18 protein-coding genes and 1 tRNA gene are annotated in these 14,915 nt (G+C 64.1%); 2 read left to right on the forward strand and 17 right to left on the reverse strand.

The genetic code is table 11. The features are described from left to right. Position 1: 1 nt before the first annotated feature. Complete coding sequence (gene pspA / locus ACUJ46_RS06200) at positions 2–670, reverse strand: phage shock protein PspA (RefSeq protein ID WP_445389598.1); 669 nt, start codon at positions 668–670, stop codon at positions 2–4. 444 nt (positions 671–1,114) lie between these two features. Between pspA and pspF the strand changes: the two genes are divergently transcribed. Continuing rightward, positions 1,115–2,170 carry a phage shock protein operon transcriptional activator gene (pspF, locus tag ACUJ46_RS06205; protein ID WP_445389599.1) on the forward strand — a complete coding sequence of 352 codons (1,056 nt, stop codon included), beginning with the start codon at positions 1,115–1,117 and terminating at the stop codon, positions 2,168–2,170. 126 nt (positions 2,171–2,296) lie between these two features. On the opposite strand, the gene ACUJ46_RS06210 is transcribed toward pspF, so the two are convergent. The 16 genes from ACUJ46_RS06210 to ACUJ46_RS06285 form a co-directional block, all read right to left on the reverse strand. Then, a complete protein-coding gene (locus tag ACUJ46_RS06210) occupies positions 2,297–2,620 on the reverse strand; it encodes a UrcA family protein (RefSeq protein WP_445389600.1) in 324 nt (107 codons plus the stop codon). 152 nt (positions 2,621–2,772) lie between these two features. Beyond that, positions 2,773–4,128, reverse strand: a complete 1,356-nt coding sequence (locus tag ACUJ46_RS06215) for an amidohydrolase (protein ID WP_445389601.1) — start codon at positions 4,126–4,128, stop codon at positions 2,773–2,775. 72 nt (positions 4,129–4,200) lie between these two features. Further along, entirely contained in the window at positions 4,201–5,118 is a 918-nt protein-coding gene (locus ACUJ46_RS06220; protein ID WP_445389602.1) for a hemolysin family protein, read from the reverse strand. Continuing rightward, on the reverse strand, positions 5,115–5,693 hold the full coding sequence (gene ybeY / locus ACUJ46_RS06225) for an rRNA maturation RNase YbeY (protein ID WP_445389603.1): 579 nt from the start codon (positions 5,691–5,693) through the stop codon (positions 5,115–5,117). The genes ACUJ46_RS06220 and ybeY overlap by 4 nt, the downstream gene beginning before the upstream one ends. Further along, the gene (locus ACUJ46_RS06230; RefSeq protein ID WP_445389604.1) at positions 5,680–6,690 is read right to left on the reverse strand and encodes a PhoH family protein; all 1,011 of its coding nucleotides are present in this window, start codon (positions 6,688–6,690) and stop codon (positions 5,680–5,682) included. The genes ybeY and ACUJ46_RS06230 overlap by 14 nt, the downstream gene beginning before the upstream one ends. Beyond that, complete coding sequence (miaB, locus tag ACUJ46_RS06235) at positions 6,677–8,017, reverse strand: tRNA (N6-isopentenyl adenosine(37)-C2)-methylthiotransferase MiaB (protein WP_445389605.1); 1,341 nt, start codon at positions 8,015–8,017, stop codon at positions 6,677–6,679. The genes ACUJ46_RS06230 and miaB overlap by 14 nt, the downstream gene beginning before the upstream one ends. Then, positions 8,017–8,916 (reverse strand): lysophospholipid acyltransferase family protein, encoded by a 900-nt coding sequence (locus ACUJ46_RS06240; RefSeq protein WP_445389606.1) that lies wholly within the window; start codon positions 8,914–8,916, stop codon positions 8,017–8,019. Before ACUJ46_RS06240 ends, miaB begins: the two co-directional genes overlap by 1 nt. A 29-nt stretch (positions 8,917–8,945) precedes the next feature. Next, on the reverse strand, positions 8,946–9,368 hold the full coding sequence (locus ACUJ46_RS06245) for a Fur family transcriptional regulator (protein WP_445389607.1): 423 nt from the start codon (positions 9,366–9,368) through the stop codon (positions 8,946–8,948). Positions 9,369–9,513: 145 nt separating this feature from the next. Further along, positions 9,514–9,933, reverse strand: a complete 420-nt coding sequence (locus ACUJ46_RS06250; RefSeq protein ID WP_445389608.1) for a MucR family transcriptional regulator — start codon at positions 9,931–9,933, stop codon at positions 9,514–9,516. A gap of 194 nt (positions 9,934–10,127) precedes the next feature. Continuing rightward, complete coding sequence (gene rimI, locus ACUJ46_RS06255; RefSeq protein ID WP_445389609.1) at positions 10,128–10,604, reverse strand: ribosomal protein S18-alanine N-acetyltransferase; 477 nt, start codon at positions 10,602–10,604, stop codon at positions 10,128–10,130. Beyond that, entirely contained in the window at positions 10,594–11,253 is a 660-nt protein-coding gene (gene tsaB, locus ACUJ46_RS06260) for a tRNA (adenosine(37)-N6)-threonylcarbamoyltransferase complex dimerization subunit type 1 TsaB (RefSeq protein ID WP_445389610.1), read from the reverse strand. The genes rimI and tsaB overlap by 11 nt, the downstream gene beginning before the upstream one ends. After that, complete coding sequence (locus ACUJ46_RS06265) at positions 11,238–11,861, reverse strand: malonic semialdehyde reductase (RefSeq protein ID WP_445389611.1); 624 nt, start codon at positions 11,859–11,861, stop codon at positions 11,238–11,240. The genes tsaB and ACUJ46_RS06265 overlap by 16 nt, the downstream gene beginning before the upstream one ends. Beyond that, complete coding sequence (locus ACUJ46_RS06270; RefSeq protein WP_445389612.1) at positions 11,861–12,415, reverse strand: NifU family protein; 555 nt, start codon at positions 12,413–12,415, stop codon at positions 11,861–11,863. Before ACUJ46_RS06270 ends, ACUJ46_RS06265 begins: the two co-directional genes overlap by 1 nt. A 104-nt stretch (positions 12,416–12,519) precedes the next feature. Continuing rightward, the gene (locus ACUJ46_RS06275; RefSeq protein ID WP_445389613.1) at positions 12,520–12,987 is read right to left on the reverse strand and encodes a universal stress protein; all 468 of its coding nucleotides are present in this window, start codon (positions 12,985–12,987) and stop codon (positions 12,520–12,522) included. After that, positions 12,984–13,991, reverse strand: a complete 1,008-nt coding sequence (locus tag ACUJ46_RS06280) for a hypothetical protein (RefSeq protein WP_445389614.1) — start codon at positions 13,989–13,991, stop codon at positions 12,984–12,986. The genes ACUJ46_RS06275 and ACUJ46_RS06280 overlap by 4 nt, the downstream gene beginning before the upstream one ends. 61 nt (positions 13,992–14,052) lie before the next feature. After that, the gene (locus ACUJ46_RS06285) at positions 14,053–14,706 is read right to left on the reverse strand and encodes a DUF4136 domain-containing protein (protein WP_445389615.1); all 654 of its coding nucleotides are present in this window, start codon (positions 14,704–14,706) and stop codon (positions 14,053–14,055) included. A gap of 127 nt (positions 14,707–14,833) precedes the next feature. On the opposite strand from ACUJ46_RS06285, the gene ACUJ46_RS06290 reads away from it, so the two are divergent. Continuing rightward, positions 14,834–14,910 (forward strand) — tRNA-Pro (locus ACUJ46_RS06290). The last annotated feature ends 5 nt before the right edge of the window (positions 14,911–14,915 follow it).

The raw sequence follows: 14,915 nt of genomic DNA on the forward strand, positions 1-14,915 counted from the left end.
CTCAGGGCCGGGATTTCAGCCGCGCCTTCAGCTCGGCAAGCTCGGCGGCCACGGCATCCGTTGCGCGCAGCTCGGAGATTTCTTCCTCCAGGCTCTTCTGCACCGGGGCCAGATCATAGGCTTCCGCCTGTCCTTCGGCCATGTCCACCCTGCGCTCGATCAGTTCGAAGCGGGAGAAGGCTTCCTCCACGCGGGCACCGCGCGTCATGGCGCGCACGCGGGCGCGGTTCTGCGCCGTCTCCAGCCGCGCCATCAGCGCATTCTGCCGCGAGCGGGCTTCACGCAGCTTGGCTTCCAGCTTCGAGATGTCGTCCTCATGGGCGCGAAGCTGCTCGTCGAGCGCTTCCATCTCCGCCGTCAGCATGGCTGCCGTCTGGCCCACCTTCTGCTTTTCCATCAGGGCTGCGGCGGCAAGATCCTCGCGGTCCTTGGAAAGGGCAAGTTCGGCCTTTTCCGCCCAGCCGGCCTGCGCATGTTCCAGCTTCAGGATCGTGCGGCGCATTTCCTTTTGGTCGGCAATGGTGCGTGCCGCCGACGCCCGCACTTCGACGAGCGTTTCCTCCATTTCCATGATGACAAGACGAATGGTCTTGGCTGGATCTTCCGCGCGATCGAGAAGATCGTTCACATTGGCCTGGATGATGTCCCTGGCACGTGAAAAAATGCCCATGTCTAACTCCTGTCGTTTCTTGCGGTCACCAGAAGATGTCCGCGACCCCGATAGATAAGAAGAATTCGGCCCGGACGGGAAGATCGGGAGAGGGGGGTGCCGTCTTCCCGCCCGGGCCAGGCTCCGTCCGCCTCAGGGAAGCTTCGCCCCCCCGGGACTGGCGGCAGACGGGGTAACCGGTGCAAGAGCCACCCCCGCGCATGGCGCGGCGGGCATCCCCGTGGGGGCTGCATGCGTCCTGTCCTGATGCGGCTGTTTCATGTGGGTGGCTTCCTTGTTGCTGTGCCAGATCAATAATGCAGGATGCGTGCCAACCTTGGGAATCTGAAATTCGTGCAAGCATATCAAGGCTATGGTGTCATGCCCGTTGCAAGACCATTCCTCGGGCTGAAATGGATTTTGCTAACACTTGGCAAAATCCGCCAACCGGGATAGCGTCAATCCATGCGAGACAAGCCCACGCAACTGATCGGCCAGTCCGGTCCCTTTCTGGACGCGATCGAGCGCGCGAGCGCCGCGGCCGCCCTCAGCCGCCCCGTTCTTGTCGTGGGGGAGCGCGGCACCGGCAAGGAAATGATCGCCGAACGTCTGCACAGGCTCTCCCCGCGCTGGGAGGAGCCGCTTGTCAGCCTCAACTGTGCGGCGCTTCCTGAAAGCCTTCTCGATGCGGAACTCTTCGGGCACGAGGCCGGCGCCTTTACGGGGGCGGTCAAGGCGCGGGCCGGTCGTTTCGAACATGCCAACCGCGGCACCCTGTTTCTTGATGAAGTGGGCATGCTCACCGCCGCCGGGCAGGAACGTCTCTTGCGCGTGGTCGAATATGGGGAGCTCACCCGGCTTGGTGGCACACGGCCCATATCGGTGGATGTGCGCGTGGTGGCCGCCACCAACGAGGATCTGCCGAGGCTGGCCGAGACCGGCCGCTTCCGGGCCGATCTTCTTGATCGCCTGTCCTTCGAAGTGATCACCCTGCCACCGCTACGCGTCCGTCGGGAAGACATCGTGCCGCTTGCCGATTTCTTCGGCCGCCGCATGGCGCTCGAACTTGAATGGCGCAGCTTCCCCGGCTTTTCGCCCCGCTTTCTCGAAGACCTTGAAGCACATGACTGGCCGGGCAATGTTCGGGAACTGAAAAACGCGGTCGAACGCGCCGTCTATCGTTGGGGCGAACCGGACCGCCCGGTGGGCGCGATCGACCTTGACCCGTTTGACAGCCCCTGGCGACCGCGGGGCGCGTTCGCCACAGTGACGGATACTGATGCCCCGGTGCCGGCTGCGCATCAGACGCCGCCTGCACTGGCGCAAGCGCCCGCTTCGCCACATGCCGCCCAGTCCCTGCCCGGCGATTTCCGCGCGGCGGTTGCCGCCTATGAAAAATCGCTGCTGATACAGGCGATGGAGGAAAGCCGGCACAACCAGCGCCGCGCTGCCCGCGCCCTTGGTCTGAGCTATGATCAACTGCGGCATGCCCTTCGCCGCCACGACCTTCTGGGCGGCTGAATCTGGCTGGAACGAAAAACGGCACGGCTTCCGAGGAAAGAAGCCGTGCCGCCTGGCAGTGTTTTCGTGCAGGGGGCCTTCCGCTGAGGGCCGTGCCGGCAGTGCCTGCCGGCCGGCGCCAATCTCTCAGCGGCTCGCCATCTGGCTGCTGGCCCGCAGGTCCGCGATCCGGGTCTTGCCGCTTTCCATCGCCGAGGCGACGCAGGCACGATAGTTGGCGCGGGCCCTCAGATCCTTCCACTCCGTGCCGCTGCTGCAAACCATGCGGGCCGCATGCTCCACGCGGGCTTCGACAGCCGCCCTGCCCTCGGCGCTGAGCAGTTCGTGGGAGGCCACCTTCACCGCCACGCCGGCGGCCTGTGCCGGGGCTGCCGCAAGGGCCAGCATCGCGGCGCTGGCGAGTGTGGCGAGGAAGATGTTGCGAAGGTTGTTTTCGATGCCGTTGGTCATTGTCCGCTCCTGTTTCCTGGTTGATGCCAACTGCAATGCAGGGGGCGTGCCAGGTTTGAGCGAACAGACAAATTCTATTTAAATCAGTAGATTGCGCATTTTCAGCGCTGAATGGCCCTGAATGCGGGATGAATGATATTCAAAAATCTGGTCTATTTCGCCAACTGTTGGCGACCAATTCTGGCACGAGCGGTAACGCTTACCTTTTCAAGCACGGAAAGCGCGGCCGCGGTCAGGGCTTCGACGCCGGTGCGGATCGTCGGTTCCGGGTCGGGCGCGAAAAAAGGGCTGTGTATGGAAGGAAGCTTGCGGATGTCTCCCTTGGCCGCCGAATAGGCCTCGGGCTTCACCGCCCCCACCCAGAAGAGCATGCTTTCCATGCCGTCCTTGTCGGCAAGCCAGTAGCGGCTGAAATCCTCCCCGCCCATCACGGGTTTCATTTCCACCACCCTGTCGCTGCCGAGCTGGCTTTCCAGCGCCTTTACCACCATGCGCGTCATGGCCGGCGTGTTGAAGACAGCCGGGGTATGATTATCCTTCACCCGGACTTCCGGCATCAGCGTATCGGGCAGACCGTGCGATTCCGCCTCCCCCCGTGCGATCCGCTCAATCCCGGCCAGCAGCCGCTCGCGCACATCCGGCTCATAGGAGCGAACGGTCAGCTTCAGCTTCACCTCGTCGTCGATCACATTGTGCGTCGTGCCGCCGGCTATCGCCCCCACGGTCACCACGGCCGGTGAAAGCGGGTCGTTTTCGCGGCTTACCAACGTCTGCCAGCCCATGATGGTCCGCGCGGCCAGCACGATCGGGTCCTTGGCAAGGGCGGGATAGGCGCCATGGCCGCCCACGCCCTTCAGTGTCACGTCGACCGTGTCCACATTGGCCATGGCATAGCCCGGCGTATAGCTCACCATGCCTGCGGGCAGCGCCGCATTGTCATGGATGGCGAGTGCGTGCGTGGGCTTGGGGAAGCGGCTGTAGAGCCCGTCTTCCAGCATGCGCCGTGCCCCCTCCCCCAGTTCCTCGGCGGGCTGGGCCACGAAAACGACGGTGCCGCGCCACTTGTCCTTCATGGAGACAAGCCGGCGGGCAGTTCCCGTCCAGACAGTCATGTGAATGTCATGCCCGCAGGCGTGCATCACCGGGGTCAGGCTGCCATCAGGAAGCTTGCCCTTGGCGGTCGAGGCATAGGCAAGGCCCGTCTGCTCCTCGACCGGCAGGCCATCCATGTCGGTGCGCAATAGAAGTACCGGCCCGGGGCCGTTTTCCAGCACACCCACGACGCCCGTTCCGCCCACGCCCGTCGTCACCCGCACGCCAAGCGCCTTGAGTTCGGCCGCCATGCGCTGGGCGGTCTTCACTTCCTGAAAGCCAAGCTCCGGCGTGCGGTGCAAATCCTTGTAGAGCAGGACCAGTGACGGAAGATCCTGCGCGACGGAATCCGACAGGCTGTTGGCCTGAACGACAGGTGCACTGGCGGCAAGCGCCAAGGCTGCGATCAGCTTCATGGTCCCTCTCCCTCGAGTCCGGATTTCAGCCCAGACCGAAGGTGGAATCAAGGTGCAATTCAGTGGTGCAAATCAGCTTTCCGCGGCAGGGCTTTCCTCGACAGGCGGATAGAGGCGAAGCCGCTCGATCCGCCGCCCGTCACTGGCCGCGATTTCCAGCGTCCAGCCATTGGAAAGGGCAAAGCGTTCACCAACATCGGGCACCCGCCCTGCCAGCAGGAAGGCCAGCCCGCCCAGCGTATCCACTTCGTCGCCTGCTTCCTCGGCAAGCACACTCAGGCCAAGGGCCTTTTCCAGTTCCTCAAGGTCCAGGCGCGCATCGGCTTCATAGCTTCCGTCGACCAGGGGCTGAAGGAGGCTCTCTTCCTCCTCGTCATGCTCGTCCTCGATCTCACCGACGATTTCCTCGACGATGTCCTCGATTGTCACCAGGCCGTCCGTGCCGCCGAACTCGTCGACCACGATGGCCATGTGGGTCCGCTGGCGGCGCATTTCGGTCAGCAGGTCGATGACGGGCATGGAATCCGGCACGAACAGCACGTTGCGCACGATGTCCGCCGGTGTCGGCAGCGGGGCATCGGCTGGTACGGCGCCGGTAAAGCGGTCGGCTATGATGTTGTAGACATCCTTCACGTGAAGCATGCCGACCACTTCGTCGAGACTGTCCCGATAGACGGGAAGGCGGCTGTGCCCTGCCTCACGGAAGGTGCTGACAACGGTCTGGAAAGGGCTCGCCTCGTCGATGGGGACGATGTCCGAGCGCGGCACCGCGATATCGGCGACCTTGCATTCGGAAAGGTGGAGCATGTTGCGCAGCATGGCGCGTTCATGAAGGTCGAGGTCGTCCGGGTCGGCCCCTTCGTCGCGATGCTCGTCGATCGCCTCTTCGATCGATTCGCGCAATGTCGCGCTGCTTTTCAGGTGCAGGAAATCGCGAACGGCGTTCCACAGGGAAGAGCCGTCCGCGGGTCTAGGGGAAGGGTCGCTCATGGCCTTTCATCCATTTCATCGGCAGGCGCGGACAGGGCCGACGCTGCACCGGGGGTTCCATCCGCATAAGGGTCGGCAATGCCGAGCCCGTCAAGGATCCGTGTCTCAAGCGCTTCCATGGCTTCAGCCTCGCTGTCTTCCTGATGGTCATGCCCAAGCAGGTGCAGCGTTCCATGAACGAGCAGATGGGTCAGGTGATCTTTCACCGATATGCCCTTCTGTGCTGCTTCCGAAACGAGCGTTTCATGGGCGACAGCCAGATCGCCGAGCAGAATGTCCATCGCATCGTCCGCGGCGATGGCATCGGCTATGCCGGCGGCGTCTTCGGGCGCCAGCATCGGGAAGGAGAGGATGTTCGTCGGCTTGTCCTTGCCGCGATAGTCCCGGTTCAGCCTGCGGATTTCCTCGTCATCCGTCAGCCTCAGGGAAATCTCGACCAGCGCGGCCGTCTCGGCCAGAAGCGCCTCATGGCCCGCACCCGCGATCGCGGCTGCAATGGCGCGGTTGGCAAGGCCGTCCCAGTCCTGGCGTTCGTCCCAGTCTCCGGCGACGATATCGCAATCAATGTCGAGCATCGGGGCCCTCATAGGCGTCGACGATGCGCCCCACGATAGGGTGCCGCACCACGTCGCGCGCGGAAAAACGTTGAACCGCCACACCCTCTATCCCTTCGAGCCGCAGGACGGCATCGGCAAGGCCACTCTTGCCGGGATCGGGCAGGTCCACCTGTTTCGGATCGCCGCAGACGACCATGCGGCTGCCTTCGCCGAAACGGGTCAGGAACATCTTCATCTGCTGGGGCGTGGTGTTCTGCGCCTCGTCAAGGATGACGAAAGCGTGGGCGAGCGTGCGGCCGCGCATGAAGGCAAGCGGGGCAATCTCGATTTCGCCCGAGGCGATGCGCCGCTCCACCTGCTCGGACGGCAGCATGTCGTAAAGGGCATCGTAGAGCGGGCGCAGATAGGGATCGACCTTCTCGCGCATGTCGCCGGGCAGGAAGCCGAGCCGTTCGCCAGCCTCGACCGCTGGGCGGGAAAGGATCAGGCGGTCGACAGAGCCGGCTACCAGCTGGCTCACTGCCTGTGCGACGGCAAGATAGGTCTTGCCGGTTCCCGCAGGGCCGAGCGCGAAGATCACGTCGGAGCGGCCAAGCGCCTGGATGTAGCTGGCCTGCGCCGCAGTGCGGGCAACGATCGTCTTGCGCCGGGTGCGGATCATGGCTGGCGGGCCGCCCGGTTCTACCGTCAGCCCGTCGGTCGATGCTTCACCCGCCATGGTGACGGCGGCTTCCACATCGGCGCTGTCGACTGGGACGCCCCTTTCGAGGCGGCCGTAAAGCTCTGTCAGTATGTCGCGGGCGCTGGCGATTGCCTGCGGCTCGCCTTCCACCGCCACGCGGTTGCCCCGCGCAGCGATATAGACGCCCAGGCGGTTTTCCAGCGTGATGAGGTTCTTGTCATACTGGCCGAAAAGCAGCCCGAGAAGCGCCGGCTTCTCGAATTCCAGCTCCACCCGCGCCTTGCCCGGCACGGCATCGCCCCGTTCGGAGCCGCTCTGGCTACGCTTTGCCATGTTTGCCTGATTCAGCAGTCACGATCCGTCCTTCCAGGCTGTTTGGCCCTGCCCGCACGAGGTCCACCCGCACCAGATCACCGGGCGAGAGGCTTTCCTGTTCAACTACAACCGATTGCAGCCACGGGGATTTCCCGATCCACTGGCCGGGATGGCGGCCGCGCCTTTCGATGAGGATGTCGCATTGCCTGCCCACGCTCTGCCGGTTGAAGGCAAGGGCGCTGGCGCTGATGGCGGCCTGCAGGCGCGCCAGCCTTTCGGATTTGACATCCTCGTCCAGCTGGTCCTCGCGCTCGGCAGCCGGGGTTCCGATGCGCGGCGAATATTTGAAGCTGAAGGCCTGGGCGTAACCAATGTCTTCCACGATTCCGAGCGTCGCGGCGAAATCCTCTTCCGTTTCACCCGGAAAGCCGACGATGAAATCCGACGTGATGGCAAGATCAGGCCGCGCGGCACGGAAGCGTGCCACGAGATCGTAATAAAAGGCCCGATCATGCTTGCGGTTCATGGCCGCCAGCACCCTGTCGGAGCCGGACTGCACGGGCAGATGCAGATAGGGCATCAGTTCGGGAATCTCGGCATGGGCGCGGATCATGGTTTCGGTCACGTCACGCGGATGGCTGGTGGTGTAGCGCAGCCGCTCCACCCCCGGCATGGCCGCCACCGCCCGCATCAGGGCGCCGAAATCGCAGGCAGCATCTTCCGGGTCGCGCCAGGCGTTCACATTCTGGCCCAGCAGTGTGATCTCGCGCGCGCCGCCTTCCACCAGCGCCTCGGCTTCAGCCAGAATCGCGCGCAGCGGGCGTGAGGATTCTGCCCCGCGCGTATAGGGAACGACGCAAAAGGCGCAGAATTTGTCGCAGCCTTCCTGCACGGTGAGGAAGACGGACGGCGCGCGCCGGGCGCGGGGCGGCAGCTTTCCGAACTTGGATTCAGCCGGCATGTCGAGATCGACAATGCCCGTTTCACCGGCCGCCTGCCGCTTCAGAAGCGCCGGAAGGCGGTGATAGGCCTGCGGGCCGACAACGAGGTCGACCGCGCCCGCGCGCCGCAATATCTCGTCGCCCTCGGCCTGGGCGACACAGCCGGTCACCGCGATGACCGGCTTGCGGCCGCCCTGCTCGCGGCTGCGGGCAGCGATCCGGCCCACTTCGGAATAAAGCTTTTCTGCTGCCTTTTCACGTATATGGCAGGTGTTGAGCACGATGACATCCGCATCCGCTTCGTCAGCGGTGCCCATGCCTTCTGCGGCAAGCGCCTCGGCCATGCGCTCGGCATCATAGACGTTCATCTGGCAGCCGAAGGATTTGACGGCGAACTTGCGCATCAGCCATTCCCCCGCATCAGCTGGCGATAACCGGATGAGACGACGGCATGGCAATGCCGCGCAAGATCCTTGCGGTCCCGGAAGTCCGATCTGCGAACCGGTTCGTGGCACAGGATTCGCGCCTCGATCCGGCCAAGGCGCATGAAGTCCAGCGCGTGGGGTGCAAGTTCCATGTCTCCTATCCAGGCTATGTCCATCAGCCGGTGGCGTGTCAGCGGCAGTCCGTTGAGATGTGTGTAGGCAAGGCTTACCGGCTGTATCCGCACATCGCTATCTTCGGCATCATCCACAACAGAAAAAAGGGTGGACTTGAAGGGAAGCACCCGCACGCCATCATTGCTGGTGCCTTCGGGGAAGAGGATGACATTCTGCCCCTGCCCCAGCCTCTCGCGGATCGTGCCAGCCTGGCTTGCTGCGCGTGAACGCCGCTCGCGCTCTACGTAGATGGTGCCCTGGACGCCTGCAAGAAATCCGACCACGCCCATCGCCCCCACTTCAGCCTTGGCGACAAAGGCGGCGTTCAGGTGGCTGCCAAGGACGGGGATGTCCAGCCAGGACAGATGGTTGGATACATAAAGCGTCGAGCCGGAAACGAGCCTGCCCTGCATCGCGCTGCGCACGCCAAGTGACCGGCTGACGGCCCTGTGCCACAGCATCGGGATACGGCCCGGCCCCCTGCGATCGGCCAGCATGAGGGCGCAGGCGGGCGGCAGGAGAACCCCCGTGGCGGCAAGCGCGCCAGCCACGCTTTTCACCGCGCCCCACTTCTGGAAAGGCTGCGGCGAAAGACTGGATGTGCCGGCAATGGCGGCGCCGGCCGGCGCAAGCCACCGTTCAGGCGCCGGCAGTCCGGCAGTTGTCGGTTCCGGGGCTGGAGGCTCCGGGTCAGGAGGCTCCATGTCAGGAGGCTCCAGGGGCATGATGGATATCAGGTCCGCCCCTTCAGAGACGTGCCGTAAAGTTCAAGCCGGTGATCGACCAGCTTGTAGCCAAGCCGTTGCGCGATCTCGGTCTGGATGCGCTCAAGTTCCTCGTCATGAAACTCGATGACCTTCCCGGTTTCCACATCGATCAGATGATCATGATGCTCTTCGGGCGTCGGCTCATAGCGTGAGCGACCGTCACGAAAATCATGCCGCTCCAGAATGCCGGCCTCTTCGAACAGGCGCACTGTGCGATAGACCGTTGCAATCGATATGCCCCGGTCCACGGCCGAGGCCCGACGGTGGAGCTCCTCGACATCGGGATGGTCCTGCGCTTCCGAAAGCACGCGCGCAATGATGCGCCGCTGTTCGGTAATGCGAAGTCCCTTGGCCTGACACAGCGCTTCGATGTCGATCGTTCCCGGCATTACCCCACCATGAAAGCCGGGCTTGCCGGCATGAAAACCACCGACGGACCAAGGTCCGCCCTGTCCACGGGAAGATAATGCCCCGATGGCCGAACGGCAAGAAGGGGCCGGCGGATGTCCGGGCGGCCCCTGTCTGCCGAAGAGCCTATTTCTTCCGCGCCCGGCTGCGGGATGTGCCGAGGCCGATGGACTTTGCGAGCTGGCGGCGGGATTCGGCATAATTGGGCGCAACCATCGGATAGTCAGGCGCAAGACCCCACTTGGCGCGATACTCATCCGGCGTCATGCCATAAGCAGTCATCAGGTGCCGCTTCAGCATCTTCAGCTTCTTGCCGTCTTCCAGGCAGACGATATAGTCTGGCTTCACGGACTGGCGGATCGGAACCGCAGGTTCGGCCCGGACTTCAGGCTCGGGCGCAGGGGATGCAAGACCCGCAAGCGTTGCATAGACATTCTGGATCAGCTGCGGAACGTCATTCACCGCAACGCTGTTGTTTGCGACATGGCTGGAAACGATATCCGCCGTCAGCGCAAGCAAGTCATTATGTTCGATCTGCTCAGACATTCGAAATAATCCTGTCACTCGTCATGCAGGCAAGCCTGCCTTCAATCTGTTGCAGGGTGGATGGCCCGTGCCTACATGCCCAGCCTGCAACAGCGACCCTATCCATAACTACGCGGATGCTCATTATTGGCAGAATCAAGAACGACATGCAAACCCGCTTTGCATGAACAATGATGTCGCAGGATTGTTAGGATTTACAGAATCCGGTCGAGCGTAAGTGCATCTATGCTTTCGCCAGTGGATGTGCGGTAATATCCCGGCCGCCTTCCAGCTTCACGAAACCCCGTTGCCTTGTAAAGCGCACGAGCCGCCAAGTTGCTGCTTCTCACTTCCAGAAACAGGCGTCTGACATTCCTGTTTCGGGCAGTTTCAATGATTTGTCCGATAAGGGCGCGGCCAATACCGCGCTGGCGCATATCCCTTCTGGTGGCGCAAAGAAGAAGCTCGGCTTCATCGAGCACCTGGCGGCAAAGACCGAAAGCCGACAGGCCTGCCTTGTCATGGCCCAGCACGATCCAGCCGCCATCTTCGGCAAGAATTGCCGCCATTTGCGCCGCGGTCCAGGTTTCGCGATAGTGCGGATCAAAGGCCGCATCGGCCATCAGTGCTGCTTCAGCCGCACTGTTCGGGCGCCCGAGGCTCCAGACAAGGTCGTATGCTTCAGGCGCCAAGGCCGCTCTCCGCCGCCCGGACATACAGCAGGTCCGCCTCGCCAATCAGCTGCGGCGGCACCAGCCCGGCGGCAGCAGCCCGTGGCACGAACATGTCACCCTCCAGCCCCATCAGCCGGCGCCCGCTGCCAACCGGCCTTTCATCGGCATGAAGCCTATGGCCCATGTCCGCGGCGGCGGCGGCCAATGGCGGGCCGCGGCTTTCCAGCCCGCTTTCCGGGCCGTTGCCCGCTTCTCCACCGGCAGCGCCAAAACGCTCGAACCAGATCTGCCCGCGCGGCGCTGCCAGCACCACGGCAAGTGGCCCGCTGGCCCCTTGTTCCCGCGCCATTGCGGCGACGATCTGGGTCGATCGCACGCCCATGACCGGCACGCCCCAGGCAAGGCCCAGCGCACGTGCGGCAGCAAGCCCGATCCGCAGGCCGGTGAAGCTGCCGGGGCCGGTTTCAACCAGGATCGCATCAGGCCGGAAGTCTGCGCCACCAAAAGGGTCCAGCATGGCGGCCAGGGTTGGCATAAGCAGTTCGGCATGGCCGCGATCCACGGGCACATGCCTTTCCGCCACGGCCGTGCCGCCATCCAGAAGCGCCAGCGACAGGTCATGCCCTGTCGCAACGACGAGGACGCGCCCCTTCAGGCGATCCGGCATGTTTCATCGAAGGTGAAGCGCGGCAGGCGCGGAAACAGCTTCTTGCCCGTTCCATACCCGAGCGAGCAGATGAAGTTCGTCTCGGTCTTCGTTCCGCTCCAGAAGGCGGCATCCACTTTCGCCTTGTCGAAGCCGGACATGGGGCCGGTATCGAGGCCGAGGGCGCGCGCGGCCATGATCAGCCAGGCCCCCTGAAGGGTGGAATTACGCATTGCGGTGGACTGGATCAGCTCCGGATTGCCCTCGAACCAGCTTTTGGCGTCGTCATGTGGAAACAGCTTCGGCAGATGGTCGTGAAACGCCATGTCCATGCCGATGATGACCGTGACAGGCGCCTGCAGCACCTTGGGCCTGTTCCCTTCCGACACGCAGTCGGCAAGCCGGGCACGGGCTTCGGCGCTGGAACAGAAGATGAAGCGCGCGGGCGATGCGTTGGCTGATGTCGGGCCGAATTTCAGCAGATCATAAAGCCGGCGCAGCAGCGCTTCGGGCAGAGGCTCCTCGTGCCAGTCATAATGGGTCCGGGCATCGGTGAACATCTGGCGCAGCGCGCCCTCTTCGAGCGACTGCCCGGCCACGCCCTGCCCTTCGGTTGCTTCACCAGTCATCAGATTGCCCTCACTTCAGAAACTTCCGGCACATAGTGGCGAAGCAGATTCTCGATCCCGCCCTTCAGCGTCGCCGTGGACGAGGGGCAGCCCGCGCAGCTTCCGCGCATGTGGAGATAGACGATGCCCTGCTGAAAGCCGCGATAGACGATATCGCCGCCGTCATTGGCGACGGCCGGCCTGACCCGCGTGTCGATCAGCTCGCGGATCTGCGCCACGATCTCGGCATCAGCCGGGTCGTCGAAGGTTTCGCTTTCGCCGGCATCCGAAAGCAGAATGGGTGCGCCGCTTGCGAAATGATCCATGATGATGCCGAGAACATCCGCCTTGAGGTCGACCCAGTCGGCGCTGCCGGGCGCCTTGGTGACGCTCACGAAATCCGATCCGAAATAGACCCGCTCGACATCGCCAATGGAAAAGAGCGCGCGGGCGAGCGGGGAGCGTACCGCTTCTTCGGGGGACTCGAAATCGGCGCCCTCGCCCGGCAGAACCGGCCGGCCGGGCAGGAATTTCAGCGTGGCGGGATTGGGTGTGCGTTCAGTCTCGATCAGCATGGCTTACTCCTTGCTGGGCGACATGGCCTTTGCGCGCGATGCAATCAAGACCGCACAAGTCGAATTTCAAGCCCGGTCTCAGGTCTGGTGGCCGGTCAAGCAGCTCAGGTCAGGCGGTCGAGATCGGCATCGCTGATGCCGCCGGGCACGATCATCACCATGCAAGGCAGGCTGCCGGCCTGCTCCCCGGCGAAGAAGCTGACCAGCGGCCCCGGCCGCCCCTTTGCCGCAGCGGCAAGCACCAGCGCCCGGATCGAGCGGTCATTCTGCACCACCTCCAGCACGGCATCCGGGCCCTTGCCCTTCACCAGCCGGCACGAGGGGCGCTGGCCCGTCATGCTTTCAACTTCGTCCGCGCGCTCACGCAGCAGGGTGCGCGCCAGTTCCTCGGCTTCGGCGTCCATGGCGTCCTGGACGCCGCCCCATTGCTGAAACTGGGTCGGCTTCAGCACATGCAGAAGCTCGACACGGGCACCGGTGCGTTGAGCGCGCAGGGCCGCAAAGCGCACGGCCTTGGCGCATTCAGGCGTATCGTCAATCACGACGAGGAATGTTTCCGCATTGCCGTTCATGCCTGTTCCCCCAGAATGTCCCTAAGGGCCTGTGACGCGATGAGCAGCTGATAGCCCATCACGATGAGGTCATCCCGCCCGCTCAGCAAAGGGTCGAGGGCAGCGGCCGTATCCAGCGCATCGAGCGCGGCACCCCAGCGGGCCGCTCTGCCCGATTGCCGCACGGCAAGTGCATTGTCCTCGCGGATGCCGCGCAGAAGCATGGCCGCGGCATGGGCCGTGCCACGGGCTGCTGCAAGGCGGACAGCCGGCCGTTCGCCACCTTGCGCCTTGATCACGAGGTCGCCCCTTTCGGCTTCGGCTTCGATCCTGTCGAGAAGCGCGCCAAGGGCCTCGCGCGAGGCAGGCGCCAGGCGCTGGGTGGCCGGAACGCGCGGAGCGGACGCAATGGCCGCGTTGTGAAGCTCGAGCGCCCGGCGGGCCGTGCGGTAATGATGTTCAGCCGGCAAGCCCGCCGGGGGCCAGCCCGGCCGCAGCCACCACTGGTCGACCGGTGTGCCAAGCTGATGCGTCGCTTCCCTCAGTGCGGGCGCATCCCCCTGGCTGTTGATTGCCACAACCGCTGCGCCCACCGTCTCGATGATGGCGGACTGGAAGGCGGGCGTGCGCCGCGCCAGACCGGTGGGATAGAAGATGGGATCATTGGGGGTGAAGGACCGCTCTTCCACCTGGTTCTGCAAAAGTGCGGCCGCCATGCCGATGCTGACCGATCCGCCGGTCGGTAATTGCTGCCCCGAAGGCCTCAACCCGCTGTTGGCATGAATGCCGCCCAGAATGCCGCCAAGCACGGCATACCAGCAGAACAGAAGCGCCAGCAGGACGAGGAGTAGCCGGATCGGCGGAGGCAGGCCAGACAGGCGCGCAGGGACGGGCTGGCCGCCCGCGCCGGGCCGGGGGCCTGCCGCATCGTCCTGCACTGAAGGCTGGCCGCCATTCTGCCCCGCTCCGCTGCCCGGCGTGCTGGCGGAGGGCATCATGCCGCGCCGGAATCGGTCAATTCCCATGCAGATGGCTTAGACGGCCCTGCCTGCATGGTCCAGTTGCGATAGGGCGCATCTGCGCTGGCTATTTCTCCGCGGGCACCTGCACGACGCGGCTGCGCGAGGTGCCGCCGGGGAAATCGGTGAACAGCGCGCGCACCAGCTTCGGCATGGTCGCCGGCAGATCATTCACGCGCGTCGTGGTTTCGGCCCGCCCCTCGAACAGGGGCAGCTTGTCTTGCGCACGCAATATGTCCACCTCCAGATAGGCGGGGAAGACGGTGAAGCTGTAGACTTCCTGCCGATCCCAGGCCGAGCCCCAGAAAGGATCGTAGAAGCTGCCCCACCACAGCGGGTTACGACTGTACCAGCCCCGGCCATACCAGCCCCAGGATGACGTACCCGGTCGTGTGGCAAGGCGCTCGCGGCCCGGGCCAGACCCGTAATCGATCATGACCTGAAGCTGAGCGCCCGCAGCACTTGCCGCAGGCTGAAAGCCGATGCGCCGCAATTCTTCCGACACAAGCCCGGCATAGGACTGGAACTCCAGGCTGCCCGCGCGGCTTTCATCGGCCGGCTGCACCACGAAGCTCTGCCCCTGGATCGGCGGCATCTGCTGAAAGCTTTGCACCCGCGCCTCGAACGGCGTGGCGCAGGCAGCGAGAAGCGAAAGGCTGGCAAAGGCCGCCATGATCTTCACCGTGCGGGAAGGAGTGCCAGTCTGGATGAGTCGACGCATTTACGGGCTTCCTGCTGAATTAACGTCTCATCCTAGCATGAAGTTCGTGAACCGCAGCTTTCGATTTCACCGGCCCGGCATCCGCGCGCTTGCCGTTTGCGTCTCCTGCGTCTATGCGCCGCCACATCGGGGAGTGGCGCAGCCTGGTAGCGCATCTGCTTTGGGAGCAGAGGGTCGCAGGTTCGAATCCTGTCTCCCCGACCAAATGA

The sequence above is a fragment of the Sandaracinobacteroides sp. A072 genome (assembly GCF_052616365.1).

What these genes read in the sequence shown, in the direction of transcription:
- pspA (WP_445389598.1), bottom strand. Translation starts at nt 670, where the DNA reads ATGGGCATTTTTTCACGTGCCAGGGACATCATCCAGGCCAATGTGAAC.
- pspF (WP_445389599.1), top strand. Translation starts at nt 1,115, where the DNA reads ATGCGAGACAAGCCCACGCAACTGATCGGCCAGTCCGGTCCCTTTCTG.
- ACUJ46_RS06210 (WP_445389600.1), bottom strand. Translation starts at nt 2,620, where the DNA reads ATGACCAACGGCATCGAAAACAACCTTCGCAACATCTTCCTCGCCACA.
- ACUJ46_RS06215 (WP_445389601.1), bottom strand. Translation starts at nt 4,128, where the DNA reads ATGAAGCTGATCGCAGCCTTGGCGCTTGCCGCCAGTGCACCTGTCGTT.
- ACUJ46_RS06220 (WP_445389602.1), bottom strand. Translation starts at nt 5,118, where the DNA reads ATGAGCGACCCTTCCCCTAGACCCGCGGACGGCTCTTCCCTGTGGAAC.
- ybeY (WP_445389603.1), bottom strand. Translation starts at nt 5,693, where the DNA reads ATGCTCGACATTGATTGCGATATCGTCGCCGGAGACTGGGACGAACGC.
- ACUJ46_RS06230 (WP_445389604.1), bottom strand. Translation starts at nt 6,690, where the DNA reads ATGGCAAAGCGTAGCCAGAGCGGCTCCGAACGGGGCGATGCCGTGCCG.
- miaB (WP_445389605.1), bottom strand. Translation starts at nt 8,017, where the DNA reads ATGCGCAAGTTCGCCGTCAAATCCTTCGGCTGCCAGATGAACGTCTAT.
- ACUJ46_RS06240 (WP_445389606.1), bottom strand. Translation starts at nt 8,916, where the DNA reads ATGGAGCCTCCTGACCCGGAGCCTCCAGCCCCGGAACCGACAACTGCC.
- ACUJ46_RS06245 (WP_445389607.1), bottom strand. Translation starts at nt 9,368, where the DNA reads ATGCCGGGAACGATCGACATCGAAGCGCTGTGTCAGGCCAAGGGACTT.
- ACUJ46_RS06250 (WP_445389608.1), bottom strand. Translation starts at nt 9,933, where the DNA reads ATGTCTGAGCAGATCGAACATAATGACTTGCTTGCGCTGACGGCGGAT.
- tsaB (WP_445389610.1), bottom strand. Translation starts at nt 11,253, where the DNA reads ATGCCGGATCGCCTGAAGGGGCGCGTCCTCGTCGTTGCGACAGGGCAT.
- ACUJ46_RS06265 (WP_445389611.1), bottom strand. Translation starts at nt 11,861, where the DNA reads ATGACTGGTGAAGCAACCGAAGGGCAGGGCGTGGCCGGGCAGTCGCTC.
- ACUJ46_RS06270 (WP_445389612.1), bottom strand. Translation starts at nt 12,415, where the DNA reads ATGCTGATCGAGACTGAACGCACACCCAATCCCGCCACGCTGAAATTC.
- ACUJ46_RS06275 (WP_445389613.1), bottom strand. Translation starts at nt 12,987, where the DNA reads ATGAACGGCAATGCGGAAACATTCCTCGTCGTGATTGACGATACGCCT.
- ACUJ46_RS06280 (WP_445389614.1), bottom strand. Translation starts at nt 13,991, where the DNA reads ATGGGAATTGACCGATTCCGGCGCGGCATGATGCCCTCCGCCAGCACG.
- ACUJ46_RS06285 (WP_445389615.1), bottom strand. Translation starts at nt 14,706, where the DNA reads ATGCGTCGACTCATCCAGACTGGCACTCCTTCCCGCACGGTGAAGATC.